Below are 16,254 nucleotides of genomic sequence, written 5' to 3' on the forward strand. Positions count from 1 at the left end.
CTCCGGAGATTTATCAATATGTCCCGCCAATTCTCTGTCGCATACAACCAAAGCGAGACAATACTTGCCCACTATGGATTGCTAACGGGATATCTATGCTTCTCCGCTCAGGATTTCATCTTAATTATTTGTCATGCAATAATTGTCGGTGACACAAAGGGATGGATGCTTCTGGTTCCTTCCGGTCATGGTGCGAAAGCAAGCGATGAAGAGAACCAAGTTGGCACCAATATACAACTTGCAGTTATTCTTTTGGAAGTCGCAAAATAAAACAGGATTCTTAAAGTAATTAAGTGTTCTTAAATTATCTCCTGATTAAATAAGATCGGGAAATCACATCTGAAAGTAGATGGAAGAATTTAGAACGTGACCTGTCCGCAAAGGCGGATGGTCGGCGCATGCATGATGCATGTTGCTTCGAATTGACGTGGGAATAAGGTTTCAATGCTCTTTGACGGGAGGGCAAATGGCTTACCTTATTATGGGGCGAAAAAGGTTTTCATTCATATCGGACAGGTTTTCAAACCTGCATCGAAGAATACCTTCATTGTTATTTTTCAAGCGAAATAAAAGCGGCACGGCAGCAGTCGAATTTGCAATATTGGCGCCGGTTTTTCTTCTGATCCTGATGGGTATGATCGCCTTCGGTCTTTATCTGGGCGTGGCGAATGCCGTCCAGCAGCTTGCGGCAGATGCCACGCGGACGGCGCTGGCGGGTATCGATCCCCCAGAGCGGTTGACGCTGGCGACAACCTACATCCAGAAAAACGCGGCAAAATATTCACTGATCGATCCAGCCAAGATGCAGGTGAGTGTCGACAATGCCCAGTCCGATCCGAACCAGTTCACGGTAACGATCCGCTACAATGCGCAAAACCTGCCGATCTGGAACCTGATGACGGGGCTGCCGCTTCCAGACACGACCATTACAAGGGCATCGACGATAAGGCTTGGCGGAATCTGACACAGGATGGGGGTATTCGATATGCGGGGTCTGGTATCGCGTTTCCTGCGTGCGCGGGGCGGCAATCTGGCGACAATGGCGGCGCTGGTATCCCCCATATTTCTGGCGGTGGCGGCTTTCAGCGTGGACACAAGTTCGCTGTTTCTGGAGCGGCGCCAGCTGCAGAGCATGGCGGATTTTGCCGCCGTTGCCGGTGCGGCTTCCCTTTCGCAGGCCAATGATGCGGTACTGCGGCAATTACGGGCGAACGGTCTTGATCCGGTGCTGATGACCGGCGCTTACGATCCGTCCGTCGTCAACGGAAAGACCGACAACAAGACGCGTGTCTGGGTGGAGAAGGGCAATTATTTCCCCGATAAAAGTCGTGCGGTTGAGAAGCGTTTTGTCGCCGGTGGTACCAGTCCCGATGCGGTTCGCGTCCGGCTGGCACGTCCGGGCAATCTCTATTTTGGTCAGGCATTCATCAATCGCCCCGCGCTCGGCGCTACCGGCATGGCGGCCACGAAGGCGGAAGCCGCGTTTTGGATCGGTTCGCGATTATTGAGCCTGAATACCGATCAGAGTGTGTTGAACGGACTTCTCGGTGGCTTGTTGGGGACCACCCTCAATCTGAAGCTTGTTGATTACAATGCACTCGCGGCAACCGATATCAATCTGCTCGGCTTTCTGGACAAGCTGGCTCCAAAGGTGGGATTGACGGCCGGGACCTATAACCAGCTGCTAAACACGGATGTTTCAGTCGGGATGCTGGCAAGCGTTATGGCGGAGGTCACAACGAGTAATCCAGCAGCAAAGGCTGCTCTGACCCTTCTCGGGAAGAACGCCGGTGCGCTTAACACGAAGCTACCGGTTGGAAAATTGCTAGGCCTTGGATCAATAGCCGACGCATCGCTCGGATCATCTAATAACTACAATATCACCGCTAACGTGCTGCAGATGATAACCGCAGCGGCAATGTTGGGGGGAAACAATCAAATCAAGCTTGGTCCTGGGCTAAGCTTGCCTGGTGTACTTACGCTTAAACTGGACATTGCCGTTGGAGAGCCAGCACAAAAGACCCCGTTCTTCACTGTTGGAGGGGTAGGTGCTTTGGTCCGCACTGCACAGATACGCCTGCTTCTGGAACTTGAGGTCGGCAATAACGGTATTGTTTCCTATCTGGCCAATGTTCACGTGCCGATCTTTATTGACGTGGCGAGCGGTGAAGCCGAACTCAAAAGTATAAGCTGCCCGCAGGGACCCGGAAGTGCCACGGTAAAACTTGGTGTTAAACCGGGCGTGGCCGGTGTCTATCTTGGCGATACCGATATCGATTTGATGAAGAATTTCAGCAAAACGCCGACCGTCAAGAAGACGGCGATCGCCGTAGTGAAATTGGGACCTCTGGACATAGCCGAGCTTCGCGGACGTGTTGAATTGCCGCTTGGCAATCCTAAGCAGGAAATTGTGACCTTTACTCCTGCCGATATTGCCGCCAAACGGATCAAAACCGTGGGGACCAACCAGCTCGTGGGGTCGCTTTTTGTCGGGCTGGTAAAGGGGCTTGATCTCGAGGTCGTTTTGATAGGATTGCTGCCTTTGCCTCTGCCCTTGAGTGGGCTTACCCAGCTCCTAGGCACCTTGCTAACGCCTTTGGGCCCGGTGGTGGATGGCCTGCTTTTCGGGGTGCTGGATATGCTCGGGGTCAAGATTGGACAAGCCGACGTTCAGGTCACTGGCGTACTTTGCCAGCGCGCGGCTCTGACGCAATAAGAAATCGGCAATAAAAAAGCCCGGCTGAGCCGGGCTTTTTCGTGCGATTTGTTCGCTTATGCCGTGCCGGTCGAACCGAAGCCGCCAGCGCCGCGCGCCGTCTCGGTTACTTGGGCGCGCTCTTCAATCTTCGGCTGGACGACTGGTGCGAAAACAGCCTGTGCAATACGCATACCGCGTTCGATGCGGAAATCGTCATCGCCCAGATTGATGAGAAGAACCTTCACCTCGCCACGATAATCGGAATCGATGGTGCCGGGCGTATTGAGGCAGGTGATGCCGTTCTTGAAGGCAAGGCCCGAGCGCGGACGAATCTGCACTTCAAAACCTTCGGGAATTTCGAAGATCAGCCCTGTCGGCACCAGCGTGCGACGTCCCGGCAGGAGAACGATCTGGCGATCTTCGGCAACGGCTGCCCGCAGGTCCATGCCAGCCGAACCCGTTGTCTCATAGGCCGGGAGTTCGAGGCCTTTCGCATGTTCGAGGCGGATGATGCCGAGCGTTGGCGCTTGTGCGGATGCTACGGTCATGAGGGGGCCTTTCTTGCGGAACATTGTTTCATCGCGCATCTTGTCTGAAACCGTTTCTCACTTTTCAGGATGCGCTCTAAATTGGCGACGCTCATACGTGAAAACCAATGAAAGGTGTACCGTCTATTTGCTGTTTTGCAATGATAGTGCGGCACAGGATCATGCTTTTACACGATGAGTTGCCCTCCGCGAGGGATTTAATCCCGCTCCAACGGCACGGCGGTCGTTTCCTTGATCTCTTCCATGACGAATGAAGCCGAAACATCTGACAGGGGAACGCTGGCAATCAGTCGCTGATAAAGCCGGTCATAGGCTTTGACGTCGGAAACACGCGCCTTCAGCACGTAGTCCAGATCGCCGGTCATGCGATAAACTCCGACGATCTCCGGAAAGCGCCCCATGGCACCGCGAAATTTCGTCAGCCAGTCGGGATCGTGGCTCGACGTGCGTACGAGAATGAAGACGGACAGGCCGCAACCGGCCATCTCGGCATCGACCAAAGCGACGCGCGCCTTGATGATCCCCTCATCCTCCATGCGCTTGACCCGGCGCCAGCAGGCATTGCGCGATAAGTGCACCCGCTCAGAGAGAGAATCAACGGACAGGGTCCCATCGATTTGCAGCTGATCCAGGATTTTTCGATCAATTTCGTCGAGAACTGGTTTCATAGTGGGATAATTGTCCCAATAAATAGTAATTATCAAGGATATTTTGAGATTTCATCTCAGATGCATTTGCTAGAATGATTTTCCAGAAAGGCGCGATATGCGCCGTATAACGGGAACAACTTACTCATTGACGGGAGTATTTCCAATGACCACTCGCATCACGCGCCTCTTCACCGAACACCCTCAGTCGGTTGACGAGACCTATTTCGAACATATGGCCTTTGCCGGACGTTTTTCGTTCAAGCTTTTTTGTGCGGCCTTTGCGGCACTGATCCATGCAATTTTGCCATTTTTGTTCGAGAAGACGGCGAGCACAATCGTTCGCCAGCTTTATGAGCGGACGCATAACCGGGGCCGGTAAACACCGGATCGCAAATGTGTCGTTGGGCCGCCTATCTCGGACCTGAAACCTATCTGGAAGACATCATATCGTCTCCCTGCCATTCGCTCGTGGCGCAAAGCCACGATGCGCATGAAGCCAAAACACGTACCAATGGCGACGGCTTCGGCGTTGCCTGGTATGGCAATCGCGATGAACCGGGCCTTTATCGGGATATTCTGCCCGCATGGTCCGACCAGAATCTTCGCAGCCTTGCGCGGCAAATTCAGTCGCGCCTTTTCCTTGCGCATGTGCGGGCCTCGACCGGCGGGCTGACCAGCCGTTCCAACTGCCATCCCTTCGTTTCCGGACGCTGGAGCTTCATGCATAACGGCCAGATCGGTCATTTCGACCGGCTGCGTCGCAGGCTGGAAAGCCATTTGAGCGACGACGTCTATGGCCAGAAGCATGGCGCAACCGATTCGGAACTGATCTTCCTGCTGATGCTGGAATTCGGCCTCGACACTGATCCAGTGCTGGCCATGAAGCGCATGGTGGCAACGGTTGTCGAGGAAGCAGTTCGCGGCGGTGTGCCGCCATTTCTGCGGCTGACCGCGGCGTTTTCCGACGGGAATCAGCTTTACGCGATCCGCTATGCCACCGATGCTTTCGCGCCGACGCTTTATACCGCGACACTTGGTGGATCGTCCGGCATATGCGTGGTGTCAGAGCCACTGGACGGTGAAGCCGCCAACTGGATGGCGGTGCCGGCAAACAGTTTTGTCACCGTTTCCCGGCAAGGCCGCATTGCGATCGAGACTTTCGAAGAACCGATTTCCCGACCGCAGGATGCTGTGACGGTTTAGGCGTTCCCGATCAATATACCTGCCGCCAGCACGAGGCCACCGCCCAGAACCACCTGAAGCACAGAGCGGAGGAACGGTGTTTCCATATAGCGGTTCTGGATGAATGCGATGGCCCAGAGTTCGAAGAAGACCAGAATCGCTGCGATGCTTGTGGCGGTCCAGAAATCCTTGATCAGGTAGGGCAGGGTATGACCAAGGCCGCCCAGCGTCGTCATGATACCGCAGGACAGGCCGCGCTTGATCGGCGAGCCTCGGCCCGAGAGCTTGCCGTCATCGTGGATGGCTTCGGTGAACCCCATCGAAATACCGGCGCCGACCGAGGCGGACAGGCCGACCAGAAAGGTCTGCCAGGTATCCTGGGTCGCAAAGGCGGCGGCGAAGATCGGGGCAAGCGTTGAAACTGATCCGTCCATCAGGCCAGCAAGCCCGGGTTGGACATAGGTGAGGATGAACTGCTTGCGCTCGGCGGCGCGCTCCTCATCCTGCACATCGTCCGGCGTCAGTGTGTGTTCCAGCGACTCGGCCTTGGCTTCATGCTGCTTTTCCTGCTGGGCAAGGTCGCCCAGCAATTTGCGGGTGTCTGCATCGCTGACGCGTTTGGCCGCCTCGACATAGAAGCGGTGGGCCTGTTCCTCCATTTCCGATGCAGCTTCACGCACCTTGTCGATGCCAAGCGGACGCACCAGCCAGTCCGGCTTGCGATCGTAATAGCCGCTGACATGCTCGCGGCGGATCAGCGGAATCCGGTCGCCAAAGCGGGCTTTGTGGCGTTCGATCAGCGCATCGCGATGTCCGTGTTCTTCTGCCGCCATCTGTTCGAAGATTTTCGCCGATTGCGGAAACTCGTCACGCAAGCCGTCGGCATAGGCGAGATAGATGCGTGCGTCGTCTTCTTCGGAGGATATGGCAAGCGCCAGAATTTCCTGTTCGGAAAGCGAATCGAAAGGGCGACGGTCGTTGCGGAAGAATCGGCTGAGCATTTCAGGAATCCAAAGTTTAGAATAGTTCTAAAATATGCTTCGACATCTGGAAGTCAAGCCTTGCAGTGCATGCACAATTGGCGCATTAAAACCCACCCGAAAAGATCGGCCCCACTGCGTAAACCACCAGAAAAGAATCGAATCGATGGCATCGACGAATCTCCACGCAAGCAACAGTCCCCGTCCGCTTAACCGGCAGGATTTCCGCACGCTCGGCCTTTCGGCTCTTGGTGGTGCGCTGGAGTTTTATGATTTCATCATCTTCGTGTTCTTTGCGAGTGTCATAGGTCATCTGTTTTTTCCGCCTGACATGCCCGACTGGCTGGTGCTGATCCAGACGTTCGGTATTTTCGCAGCCGGCTATCTGGTGCGGCCCATCGGTGGCATTGTACTGGCGCATTTCGGTGACAAGTTCGGCCGCAAGCGCGTCTTCGCCTTCTCGGTGTTTCTAATGTCGATCTCGACATTGGCCATGGCCTGCCTGCCAACCTATGCGACGCTGGGCGTTGGCGCGCCGATCCTGCTGATCGTCTTCCGCATGTTGCAGGGTGCTGCCATTGGCGGTGAAGTTCCGGGCGCATGGACCTTCGTGGCGGAACATGTGCCTGCCAATCGTGTCGGCATGGCGTGCGGTTTCCTGTGCTCTGGCCTCACGCTTGGCATCATGATCGGCTCGCTTATTGCGACGGCTATCAACTGGATTTTCACCCCGGAAGAACTGGCTGCTTATGCATGGCGTATTCCATTCTTCATCGGCGGTATCTTCGGCCTGTTTGCCGTTTATCTGCGCCGCTGGCTGGCTGAAACGCCGATCTTCACCGAGATGAAGAACAGCCATCTGCTCAAGGATAAGCTGCCGCTCGGCACTGTTCTGCGCAACCACATGCATGGCGTTATCATTTCCGTGCTGCTGACATGGATCTTGTCGGCAGGCATCGTGGTCACCACGCTGATGACCGCAACTTTCCTGCAGAAACTTTATGGCTACACGCCTTTGCAGTCGCTTGCCGCCACAAGCTTCGGCACGCTGTTCCTGATGTTCGGAACTGTGAGCGCAGGCGCGATTGTCGACCGCATTGGCAGCGGACGTTTCTTCGCTGTTGCAGGCATTTTCTTCGGTGTTGCGACTTTCGTGTTCTACACCTATGCGGCGGTTTCCCTGCCGGTCCTGTTTGCACTTTACGCTGTGATGGGGCTTTCGGTCGGCATGGTTGGTGCAGTGCCTTATGTGATGGTACGCGCATTCCCGGCACCGGTTCGCTTCTCGGGTCTGTCGTTTTCCTACAATGTTTCCTATGCGGTCTTTGGTGGTCTGACGCCGGTGATCGTGACGTCGCTTCTGGCGGTCAATCCGATGGCACATGCCTGGTATCTGGTGTTCATCGCTGCCCTGACCTGTGGCCTTGGTCTTTACCTGATGGCTCGCAGCGATCAGGTTGAAGGTGAGATCGGTCTGACGGAGCTTTCGACCGGGACTGCGGTTCCACAGCCGAACTAATAAAAAGGGCCGCGAAAGCGGCCCTTTTTCAATCAGAGAATTTTCTGCATGAAGGTAAGATCGAGCCAGCGCCCGAATTTCTGGCCGACCTGTTTCAGTGTGCCGCAATCCTCAAAGCCCTGCGATTTATGCAGCGCGATGGAAGCGGCATTGCCCGCTTCGATACCGGCAATCAGCACATGCACCTTGCGCTCGCGCGCTTCGTCCACAAGCTCGGTCAGGAGCGCGCGTCCGATGCCGCCGCCGCGGGCGTCACTCGCCACATAGATCGAAAGTTCGGATGAGTGGCGAAAACCCTCGAACGGACGGAACGGGCCATAGCTCGCATAGCCAACGACCTGCCCTTCGCGTTCGGCCACCAGAACCGGAAAGCCATCGCGATTGCGGCCCTTGAGCCATTCGCGACGGTTTTCCAGATCGACGAGCGTTTCATTCCAGATGGCGAGCGTGTTCTGAACTGCATCATTATAGATGGCGAGCAGGGCAGGGAGATCGGTTTCCGTCGCGTGGCGGATGAGGAGGGTCATTTCAGAACCTTATTGAACAAGAAAACGGCGGGATTTCTCCCGCCGTATCCGATCATTTGCAAGTGAAAAGAATCACCCTTGAGCTTTCAGTTCCAAACGGCGGCGATGCAGGACTGGCTCGGTGTAGCCGTTCGGCTGCTCGCGGCCCTTGAAGACCAGATCGCATGCGGCCTGGAAGGCAATCGACTTGTCGAAGTCAGCGGCCATCGGGCGGTAGAGGGCATCGCCTTCGTTCTGCTTGTCGACGACGGCTGCCATGCGCTTCATGGTTTCCATCACTTGGGCTTCCGAAACGACGCCATGATAGAGCCAGTTGGCGATGTGCTGTGCGGAGATGCGCAGCGTTGCGCGGTCTTCCATCAGGCCGACATTGTTGATGTCCGGAACCTTCGAGCAGCCAACGCCCTGATCGACCCAGCGCACGACGTAGCCCAGAATGCCTTGCGCGTTATTGTCGATTTCGTGCTGGATATCTTCCGGCGTCCAGTTCGGGCGGGTTGCGACCGGCACCGACAGAATGTCGTCGAGCTTGGCGCGCGGACGGCTCTTCAGCTTTGCCTGAACGGCAGCAACATCCACCTGATGATAGTGGGTCGCGTGAAGGGTGGCAGCGGTCGGCGACGGCACCCATGCGGTATTCGCTCCGGCCTTCGGATGGGCGATTTTCTGTTCCAGCATGGCTGCCATCAGGTCCGGCATGGCCCACATGCCCTTGCCAATCTGCGCATGGCCGGAAAGGCCGCATTCGAGACCGATATCGACATTCCACTGTTCGTAAGCACCGATCCAAGCGGCCTGCTTCATATCGCCCTTGCGGATCATCGGGCCTGCTTCCATCGAGGTATGGATCTCGTCGCCGGTGCGGTCAAGGAAGCCGGTATTGATGAAGACGACACGTTCCTTGGCGGCGCGGATCGCTTCCTTGAGGTTAACCGTGGTGCGGCGTTCCTCGTCCATGATGCCGATTTTAAGCGTGTTCGGCTTCATGCCGAGCATTTCTTCGGTACGGGTGAAGATTTCGTTGGCGAAAGCCACTTCTTCCGGGCCGTGCATCTTCGGCTTTACGATATAGACCGAGCCTTCGCGCGAATTCATGTGGCGACCATTGGGGCCGATATCGTGCAGCGCGATCAGGCTGGTGAAGGCTGCATCCATGATACCTTCCGGCACTTCATGGCCGTCGGCATCAATGATTGCCGGATTGGTCATGAGGTGGCCGACATTGCGCACCAGCATCAGGGAGCGGCCCTTGAGCGACAGCGTGGAACCGTCCGCAGCCTTGTAGCTGCGGTCGCCATTGAGGCGGCGGGTCATCTGCTTGCCGTTCTTCTCGAACGTGTCTTCCAGCTTGCCGTTCATCAGGCCGAGCCAGTTGCGATAAACCGCAACCTTGTCTTCGGCATCGACGGCAGCAATCGAATCTTCGCAATCTTGAATCGTGCTGACGGCAGATTCCAGAACCACATCGGCAATATGGGCCGGGTCGGTCTTGCCGATCGGATGGTCCGCATTGACGACGATGTCGACATGCATGTTGTTCTTGGCCAGCAGTACATTGGTCGGGGCGGCTGCGTCGCCATTATAACCCTTGAACTGGTTGGCATCCTTGAGCGCCGTTGCCGAACCGTCGGTCAGCTTGATTTCAAGTTTGCCGTCCTTGACGGCGAGACCGGCGACATTGGCCCAGTTGCCGGTGGCAAGCGGTGCGCTTTCATCGAGGAAGTTTTTCGCCCAGGCGATGACCTTTTCGCCACGCTTCGGATTGTAGCCCTTGCCCTTTTCCCCGCCGTCGGCATCGGAAATCGCGTCGGTGCCGTAGAGCGCATCATAGAGCGAACCCCAGCGCGCATTAGCGGCGTTGAGCGCGTAGCGGGCATTCATCACCGGAACGACAAGCTGCGGGCCAGCGATATGGGTGATTTCCGGATCGACATTGGTGGTCGAAACCGAGAACTCTCCGCCTTCCGGCAGGAGATAGCCGATGTTCTTCAGGAACTGCTGGTAATCGGCCTGGCTGTAGCCCTTGTCGCGGTTCTGCTTGTACCAGGCATCGATCTTGGCCTGCAGGTCGTCACGCTTGGCAAGGAGGGCGCGGTTCTTCGGTGCGAGATCGCGGATGATGGCGGCAAAGCCCTTCCAGAACTTTTCCGGCTCCACACCGGTTCCAGGAGCAGCTTCCTTGGCCAGAAATTCCACCAGTTCAGGGGCAACGCGCAAGCCTTCTATCTCAACGTAATTACCGGCTTTCTGAGAAACCATGGCTCTGCCTCCTTCAAAATAAACAAATCTACCGCCGGCACTCTTCAGTGCCAGCTATCATGTTGCCTTTGAACCGCTTTGGTGTGCTTTCGTCAATCGGTGCGTGGGCACATCATCTGTGACGCTGCGGCGAAAATAGCTTTTATAGGGACAGCTTGGCGCGAATATCGTCGGGCGTAAAGCCTTGTTCGCGCAATGATGCGAGCGCTGTATCCTGCCGGCTTTTCGACAGTTTCATCCCGTCGTCGCCCAGCACCAGATCGTGATGGTGATAAAGCGGCTCGGGCAGGCCGAGCAGCTTCTGCAGCAGCCGGTGCACGGATGTCGCGTGAAACAGATCGTGCCCGCGCACGACATGGGTGATGCCCTGCAAGGCATCGTCCACGACAACGGAGAGGTGATAGCTGGTTGGTGTGTCCTTGCGGGCAATCACCACGTCGCCCCATTGCGCTGGATCGGCGTTCACGCGTCCGGTCTCGCCATCCGGCCCCGCGCCGCTTTCGTTCCAGAAGAGCGCTTCGCCAGCCATGTCGAGTGCTTTCTCCATATTGAGCCGCCAGGCATAGGACATGCCCGAGGCGATACGCTCCATCTGTTCCTTTTCGGTCAGATCGCGCTCGCTTTGCGGATAGAGCGGTGTTCCATCCGGGTCGGAAGGCCAGTCCTTGCCCTTGGCGAAAGCTTCGCCGATCCGCTCGCGAACTTCGCCCCGGCTGAGAAATGCCGGATAGACGAGGCCCTTGTCGGCAAGTTTGGTCAGGGCGTTGCGATATTCGCCGAAATGTTCCGACTGGCGGCGCACAGGGGTTTCCCATGTCAGGCCAAGCCAGCGGAGATCGTCGTAAATGCCTTGTTCCAGCGCAGGCGTACAGCGTGCTGTGTCGATATCTTCCATGCGCAGCAGGAAGCGCCCGTTGCTCTTTTTGGCCATATCTGCGTTCAGAAGAGCGGAATAGGCATGGCCAAGGTGAAGCTGGCCATTGGGACTCGGAGCAAAGCGGAACACAGGTGCGGTCATGGTGTTTTCAATGTCAGTTGCCGGTGTCAGTTGAATGTCATCTGATTCCATTGGTACGTTGTGCACCGAGAGAATGAAAGGCTGTGCGATGCGGCGGATCGATACATTGAGCGATATTGAGGCGGGGCTGGAGGCTCTGGTTCTCGCCGATATTCGGCTGGCCGATATTCGGAGCCGGTCCCATGCGGTGCCGCTACGCCGGTCCGAACCCGGATTTGAAAGTCTGGCATCCATCATTGTCGCACAACAGGTTTCGACGGCCAGTGCCACCGCGATCTGGGCCCGGCTGAAACAGGCCATCGATCCGCTGACGCCCGAAACCTATATTGCGGGCGGGGAGGAGGCTTGGCGTTTTGCTGGTCTCTCGCGTCCCAAGCAGAGAACGCTGTTTGCCTTGAGTGAAGCTTTGGCAGAAGGGGCAATCGACCTGCATGGGCTTTGCGATCTGCCTGCCGAAGAAGCGATCGCGGCACTGACGGCCATCAAAGGCATCGGCCCATGGACGGCGGAGGTCTATCTTCTGTTTGCTGCCGGTCATCCGGACGTGTTTCCGGCTGGCGATGTGGCCTTGCAGACGGCTGTTGGCCACGCCTTTGCCCATGAGATCCGGCCCGATGCTGTTGCCCTTCGCAAGCTGGCGGAAGACTGGGCGCCATGGCGCGGCGTGGCGGCGCGATTGTTCTGGGCTTATTATGCGGCGATCAAGGGGCGTGAAGCGGCGCCACTTTTATAGATGCTGCTGTAAAACTTGCGTGTTTCCCGAAGCATAAATGCGTTTCCGCTTCACAATCCTGTCACGTCGGGCTTACATTATCCGCATCGGCTGATGACGGAATTTCGATTCGCGGAAGCTTGATTTTCTGCTGATTGCAGTCCCGTCCTTAGAGCGCCGTGCGCCCTATGGGGCGCACAAAGGTGCTCTAATTATTTGAGAATACGCATCGGGCTTTTCAAAAATCGATTTCGATTTTTGGACCGATGCGTGGAAGGTTGGAGCGTCGTTGTTGCGCCCAAATGGACGCGCGGCGCTTCGATGAAAGCGCAATTCCGCATGGAGAGCCATTTCGCCCTTTTTCGGAGTTGCTCTGAAGGAGGTGCGCCCTTGACTGTTGCCGTCTCGCCCAGAACCGTCTCGACCAGTGGCTTGCCCGCGCTGGTTCTGAACGCTGATTACCGTCCGCTCAGCTATTATCCCCTGTCGCTCTGGTCCTGGCAGGATGCGATCAAGGCGGTGTTTCTCGAACGCGTGAACATTGTGGCGGAATACGATCACATCGTTTCCTCACCATCGTTCTCCATGCGCGTTCCGAGCGTGATTTGCCTGAAGGATTATGTGAAGCCGCCGCGCTATCCTGCGTTCACGCGCTTCAACGTCTTTTTGCGTGATCGTTTCGAGTGCCAGTATTGCGGCTCGCCGCATGACCTGACCTTCGATCACGTTACCCCGCGTTGCCATGGCGGCGAGACGACGTGGGAAAATGTGGTCGCCGCCTGTTCACCATGCAATCTGCGCAAGGGCGGAATGATGCCCGCCGTCGCGCATATGTGGCCGCGCCAGAAGCCAGCCATGCCGACTGTGCAGGACCTGCACAATAACGGCCGCCTTTTCCCACCCAACCATCTGCACGATAGCTGGCTCGATTTTCTTTACTGGGATGTCGAACTGGAGCCCTGATCCCTATAGTTTCCCGCTTTTACTTCCCACTTTTCGCAAAAGCGCCGTAGTAGCCGATAGCTGCAAAGAGCAGGCTTGCGACGACGTTCCATCCGGCAAAGGACAGGCCGAGGAAGTGGCCCGGCGCGCTGTCGCATGCGGGCGGACGCGTCGAATTGAGGTCGCTCAGGAGATTGCCTGCATCCAGCGTGACTTTCATTGTCGCGGCACTGCAATCAACCGGTCCCGGCCAGTATTTCAGTTCAACGCCGGTATGATAGATGGCAAGCGCCAGCCCGAAGGTCATCAAGAGTGCGCCGATCAGGATAAGACCGCGCGTCAGGATCGGGGGCCATTTCAGGCCGTAGGAGACCCAAGCTGCAGCCAGAACCGGAACGCCGATATAGTAAGGCGTGCGCTGTTCGAGACAGAGCTTGCAGGGCATGAAGCCAGCCAGATGCTCGAAGCCCAGTGCCGTGCCGACAGTTGCGGCGAGGCCGATGGTCATGATGCCTGCGGTCCATGCCTGTGTTTTGCCGACCGGATTATTGAGTGCAAACGCCATATGGGATTCCCTGAAAAGGCTCTCTTATTCTTAAGGCAAACTGCTTGCTTGTCTCCAAGCAATTTATTTTGACCGAGTTTGGGCGAACCGCTCAGGCGTGAAGATATTTCACAGCAAAGAAGAGCGCGATCAGGACGACAGCTACGAGACTTGCGATCAGGCCAAGACGCTTTTCGATGAAATCGCGGATCGGTTCGCCATAACGGCGCAGCAGCCAGGCGAGGAAATAGAAACGCGCACCGCGCGCAACGATCGCCGATGCGATGAAGAGCCAGATATTGATGCCAGCTGCACCGGACAGGATCGTCACCACCTTGATCGGCGGCAGATGTGCAAGGCCGGAGGTGATCAGCATCAATAGAATGGTGTCGGCGCTGGTTGTACCGCGCAATTGCTCGAACGTGTCGAGCTTGCCGTACATCTCGAGTACCGGTTTGGCGATCTGCTCGTAGGCATGATAGCCGAGATACCAGCCCGCAATGCCGCCAAGGACGGAAGCCACTGTTGCGATGAAGGCATAACGCCAGGCGCGTTCGGGGCGGGCAAGTGCCATGGGCAGAAACAGGACGTCGGCGGGGACAAGAAAGACCGAGCTTTCTACAAAGGCGATGATGGCGAGCCACCATTCGGCGGATTTTCTTGCGGCAAGCGAAATCGTCCAGTCGTAAAGGCGGCGCAGCATATATTTTCCGGATTATCTTTGGCGGAAGCCATATTAGTAGTTGCACCGTCTATAAATAAAAAAGATGGCGCGAACAATGCGCGCCATCTTTTTTGACACTGCTTTCCAGGGAACGGTATGGAAAACAGCGGTTTTTAACGCTTGTAGGCGCTGCAGATATATTTGGTCTCGAGATATTCCTCGATGCCGTATTTGGAGCCCTCGCGACCGAGGCCTGACTGCTTCACGCCGCCAAAGGGCGCGACTTCGTTGGAAATGAGCCCGGTATTGTGGCCGACCATGCCGTATTCCAGTCCTTCGCTGACACGGATCGCACGGCTGAAATTCTCCGTATAGAAATAAGCCGCCAGACCGAAGATCGTGTCATTGGCCATGGCGATGACTTCTTCTTCCGTGTCGAAGGCGAAGAGTGGGGCCAGCGGGCCGAAAGTTTCTTCCTTGGCTACGATCATGTCAGGCGTTACGCCCGTCAGCACGCCCGGTTCGAAGAACAGGCCGCCCAGTTCCTTGCCGCCGGTGATGAGCTTCGCGCCCTTGGATACGGCATCGTCAATATGTGCCTTGACCTTGGTGATGGCCTTCGGTTCGATCATTGGGCCGATGACGACACCCGGTTCTGTGCCATTGCCGACCTTGAGTTCCTTGACCTTGGCCGCGAGCTTTTCAGCGAACTTGTCGTAGATCCTGCGCTGCACATAGATGCGGTTGGCGCAGACACAGGTCTGGCCCGCATTGCGGTATTTGGAAATCATGGCACCGTCGACGGCGGCGTCCAGATCAGCATCGTCGAACACGATGAACGGCGCATTGCCGCCAAGTTCCAGCGAGATGCGCTTGATGGTCGGGGCGCATTGCGCCATCAGCAGGCGTCCGACTTCCGTCGAGCCGGTGAAGGAGAGCTTGCGCACAATATCATTGCTTGTCAGTTCGGCACCAATTTCACGCGCCTTGCCGGTAACGATCTGGAGAACGCCAGCCGGAATGCCTGCCTTTTCGGCAAGAACGCCAAGCGCCAGTGCCGTCAGCGGCGTGAGGTCGGCGGGGCGCACGATCATGGTGCAACCGGCCGCAAGAGCAGGGGCTGCCTTGCGGGTAATCATCGCTGCCGGGAAGTTCCATGGTGTGATTGCAGCGGTGACGCCGACCGGCTGGCGGATGACCGTCAGGCGCTGTCCCGCCTGCGGGGCAGGGATAGTGTCTCCATAGACGCGCTTTGCTTCTTCAGCGAACCATTCGATGAATGATGCCGCATAGAGAACTTCGCCGCGTGCCTCAGCAAGCGGCTTGCCCTGTTCCGACGTCATGATAAGAGCGATATCGTCGGCATTGGCAACGATGAGATCGAACCATTTACGCAGGATCGCTGTGCGCTCCTTGGCGGTCTTGGCGGCCCATGCCGGGAAAGCCTTTGCGGAAGCGTCGATAGCTTCCTTGATGGTCGCGACAGAAAGAGAGGGAACTGTGCCGATGACCGAGCCGTCTGCCGGATTGGTCACGTCGATCTTGGTGCCGTCCGTGGCGTCTATCCAGCGCCCGTCAACAAGGCATTGCGATTTGAGCAGCGAGGGGTCTTTCAAAGCGAGCATATTGATGTTCCATCCCAGTCTTGCAGAGAAAGCTCGTTCAGTATATTGAACGGCTTACGATATTTTGAATTAAACAGCCCGTAATAATCAAAGTCAAACGGTTAATCAGGCGGTCGATCAGGTGAACGCAAAGCTATGACGAAAACGGTGAGCGACGAAGAGAGTTCCCAGAAACTGGTGCCGGCAGTTATGCGTGCGGCGCAAATTCTGGATCAGATCGCGAAATCCACGCAGGAAGGCGGCAAGGGGTCTGCGGACGGGCTCAAGCTTTCCGATCTGGCCCGTCGGACTGGCTTGCCGAAAAGCAGTGTGCACGGACTTTGCCAAACGCTGGTGCATCTCAAGCTGCTGAAGCTCAACGGTGACGGAAGCTTCAGCATGGGATC

At 56.6% G+C, this 16,254-nt stretch carries 18 protein-coding genes (1 of these 18 running past the window's edge); 9 read left to right on the forward strand and 9 right to left on the reverse strand.

Annotated elements, in window-relative coordinates:
• Positions 1-18 precede the first annotated feature (18 nt).
• From OANT_RS06475 to OANT_RS06485, 3 genes are all read left to right on the forward strand, one after another.
• Positions 19-270 (forward strand): hypothetical protein, encoded by a 252-nt coding sequence (locus tag OANT_RS06475; protein ID WP_040129100.1) that lies wholly within the window; start codon positions 19-21, stop codon positions 268-270.
• A 277-nt stretch (positions 271-547) separates the two neighbouring features.
• Positions 548-964 (forward strand): TadE/TadG family type IV pilus assembly protein, encoded by a 417-nt coding sequence (locus OANT_RS06480; RefSeq protein ID WP_010661331.1) that lies wholly within the window; start codon positions 548-550, stop codon positions 962-964.
• A gap of 21 nt (positions 965-985) precedes the next feature.
• On the forward strand, positions 986-2,716 hold the full coding sequence (locus OANT_RS06485; RefSeq protein WP_012091369.1) for a TadG family pilus assembly protein: 1,731 nt from the start codon (positions 986-988) through the stop codon (positions 2,714-2,716).
• Positions 2,717-2,772: 56 nt separating this feature from the next.
• Here OANT_RS06485 and dut read toward each other — a convergent pair whose 3' ends face one another.
• Together dut and OANT_RS06495 are read right to left on the reverse strand one after the other, a co-directional pair.
• Positions 2,773-3,246 (reverse strand): dUTP diphosphatase, encoded by a 474-nt coding sequence (gene dut, locus OANT_RS06490; RefSeq protein WP_010661329.1) that lies wholly within the window; start codon positions 3,244-3,246, stop codon positions 2,773-2,775.
• Positions 3,247-3,443: 197 nt separating this feature from the next.
• A complete protein-coding gene (locus OANT_RS06495) occupies positions 3,444-3,914 on the reverse strand; it encodes an Lrp/AsnC family transcriptional regulator (RefSeq protein WP_012091371.1) in 471 nt (156 codons plus the stop codon).
• Between the two features lie 145 nt (positions 3,915-4,059).
• Between OANT_RS06495 and OANT_RS06500 the strand changes: the two genes are divergently transcribed.
• Positions 4,060-4,275 (forward strand): DUF6356 family protein, encoded by a 216-nt coding sequence (locus tag OANT_RS06500; RefSeq protein ID WP_006473246.1) that lies wholly within the window; start codon positions 4,060-4,062, stop codon positions 4,273-4,275.
• 14 nt (positions 4,276-4,289) lie between these two features.
• The gene (locus OANT_RS06505) at positions 4,290-5,099 is read left to right on the forward strand and encodes a class II glutamine amidotransferase (protein ID WP_010661327.1); all 810 of its coding nucleotides are present in this window, start codon (positions 4,290-4,292) and stop codon (positions 5,097-5,099) included.
• Here the strand turns inward: OANT_RS06505 and mbfA are convergent.
• Positions 5,096-6,079, reverse strand: coding sequence for an iron exporter MbfA (gene mbfA, locus OANT_RS06510; protein WP_012091372.1), 984 nt, complete (start codon positions 6,077-6,079; stop codon positions 5,096-5,098). The genes OANT_RS06505 and mbfA overlap by 4 nt on opposite strands.
• Positions 6,080-6,224: 145 nt before the next feature.
• On the opposite strand from mbfA, the gene OANT_RS06515 reads away from it, so the two are divergent.
• Entirely contained in the window at positions 6,225-7,577 is a 1,353-nt protein-coding gene (locus tag OANT_RS06515) for an MFS transporter (RefSeq protein WP_040129101.1), read from the forward strand.
• 32 nt (positions 7,578-7,609) lie between these two features.
• On the opposite strand, the gene OANT_RS06520 is transcribed toward OANT_RS06515, so the two are convergent.
• The 3 genes from OANT_RS06520 to gluQRS all read right to left on the reverse strand — a co-directional run bounded on the left by OANT_RS06520 (position 7,610) and on the right by gluQRS (position 11,381).
• The gene (locus tag OANT_RS06520; protein ID WP_012091374.1) at positions 7,610-8,104 is read right to left on the reverse strand and encodes a GNAT family N-acetyltransferase; all 495 of its coding nucleotides are present in this window, start codon (positions 8,102-8,104) and stop codon (positions 7,610-7,612) included.
• Between the two features lie 72 nt (positions 8,105-8,176).
• On the reverse strand, positions 8,177-10,363 hold the full coding sequence (locus OANT_RS06525; protein WP_012091375.1) for a malate synthase G: 2,187 nt from the start codon (positions 10,361-10,363) through the stop codon (positions 8,177-8,179).
• A 142-nt stretch (positions 10,364-10,505) separates the two neighbouring features.
• Positions 10,506-11,381: a tRNA glutamyl-Q(34) synthetase GluQRS gene (gene gluQRS, locus OANT_RS06530; protein WP_012091376.1), complete on the reverse strand. Its 876-nt coding sequence runs from the start codon at positions 11,379-11,381 to the stop codon at positions 10,506-10,508.
• Positions 11,382-11,469: 88 nt separating this feature from the next.
• Between gluQRS and OANT_RS06535 the strand changes: the two genes are divergently transcribed.
• Both OANT_RS06535 and OANT_RS06540 read left to right on the forward strand, forming a co-directional pair.
• Positions 11,470-12,114 (forward strand): DNA-3-methyladenine glycosylase family protein, encoded by a 645-nt coding sequence (locus tag OANT_RS06535; RefSeq protein WP_040129102.1) that lies wholly within the window; start codon positions 11,470-11,472, stop codon positions 12,112-12,114.
• A 369-nt stretch (positions 12,115-12,483) separates the two neighbouring features.
• A complete protein-coding gene (locus OANT_RS06540) occupies positions 12,484-13,056 on the forward strand; it encodes an HNH endonuclease (protein ID WP_010661320.1) in 573 nt (190 codons plus the stop codon).
• Between the two features lie 19 nt (positions 13,057-13,075).
• Here OANT_RS06540 and OANT_RS06545 read toward each other — a convergent pair whose 3' ends face one another.
• The 3 genes from OANT_RS06545 to OANT_RS06555 form a co-directional block, all read right to left on the reverse strand.
• Positions 13,076-13,600 (reverse strand): disulfide bond formation protein B, encoded by a 525-nt coding sequence (locus OANT_RS06545; RefSeq protein WP_012091378.1) that lies wholly within the window; start codon positions 13,598-13,600, stop codon positions 13,076-13,078.
• A gap of 91 nt (positions 13,601-13,691) precedes the next feature.
• Positions 13,692-14,282, reverse strand: a complete 591-nt coding sequence (locus OANT_RS06550; protein WP_010661318.1) for a YqaA family protein — start codon at positions 14,280-14,282, stop codon at positions 13,692-13,694.
• 134 nt (positions 14,283-14,416) lie between these two features.
• Positions 14,417-15,868 carry an NAD-dependent succinate-semialdehyde dehydrogenase gene (locus OANT_RS06555; RefSeq protein WP_012091379.1) on the reverse strand — a complete coding sequence of 484 codons (1,452 nt, stop codon included), beginning with the start codon at positions 15,866-15,868 and terminating at the stop codon, positions 14,417-14,419.
• A 135-nt stretch (positions 15,869-16,003) separates the two neighbouring features.
• Here OANT_RS06555 and OANT_RS06560 point away from each other — a divergent pair, with 135 nt between their 5' ends.
• Positions 16,004-16,254: the 5' portion of an IclR family transcriptional regulator gene (locus tag OANT_RS06560; RefSeq protein WP_012091380.1), read on the forward strand. 565 nt of this gene lie beyond the right edge of the window; the window shows 251 of its 816 coding nt (coding positions 1-251); it begins with the start codon at positions 16,004-16,006; the stop codon falls past the right edge of the window.

Source organism: Brucella anthropi ATCC 49188 (assembly GCF_000017405.1).
Classification (GTDB): Bacteria; Pseudomonadota; Alphaproteobacteria; order Rhizobiales; family Rhizobiaceae; genus Brucella; species Brucella anthropi.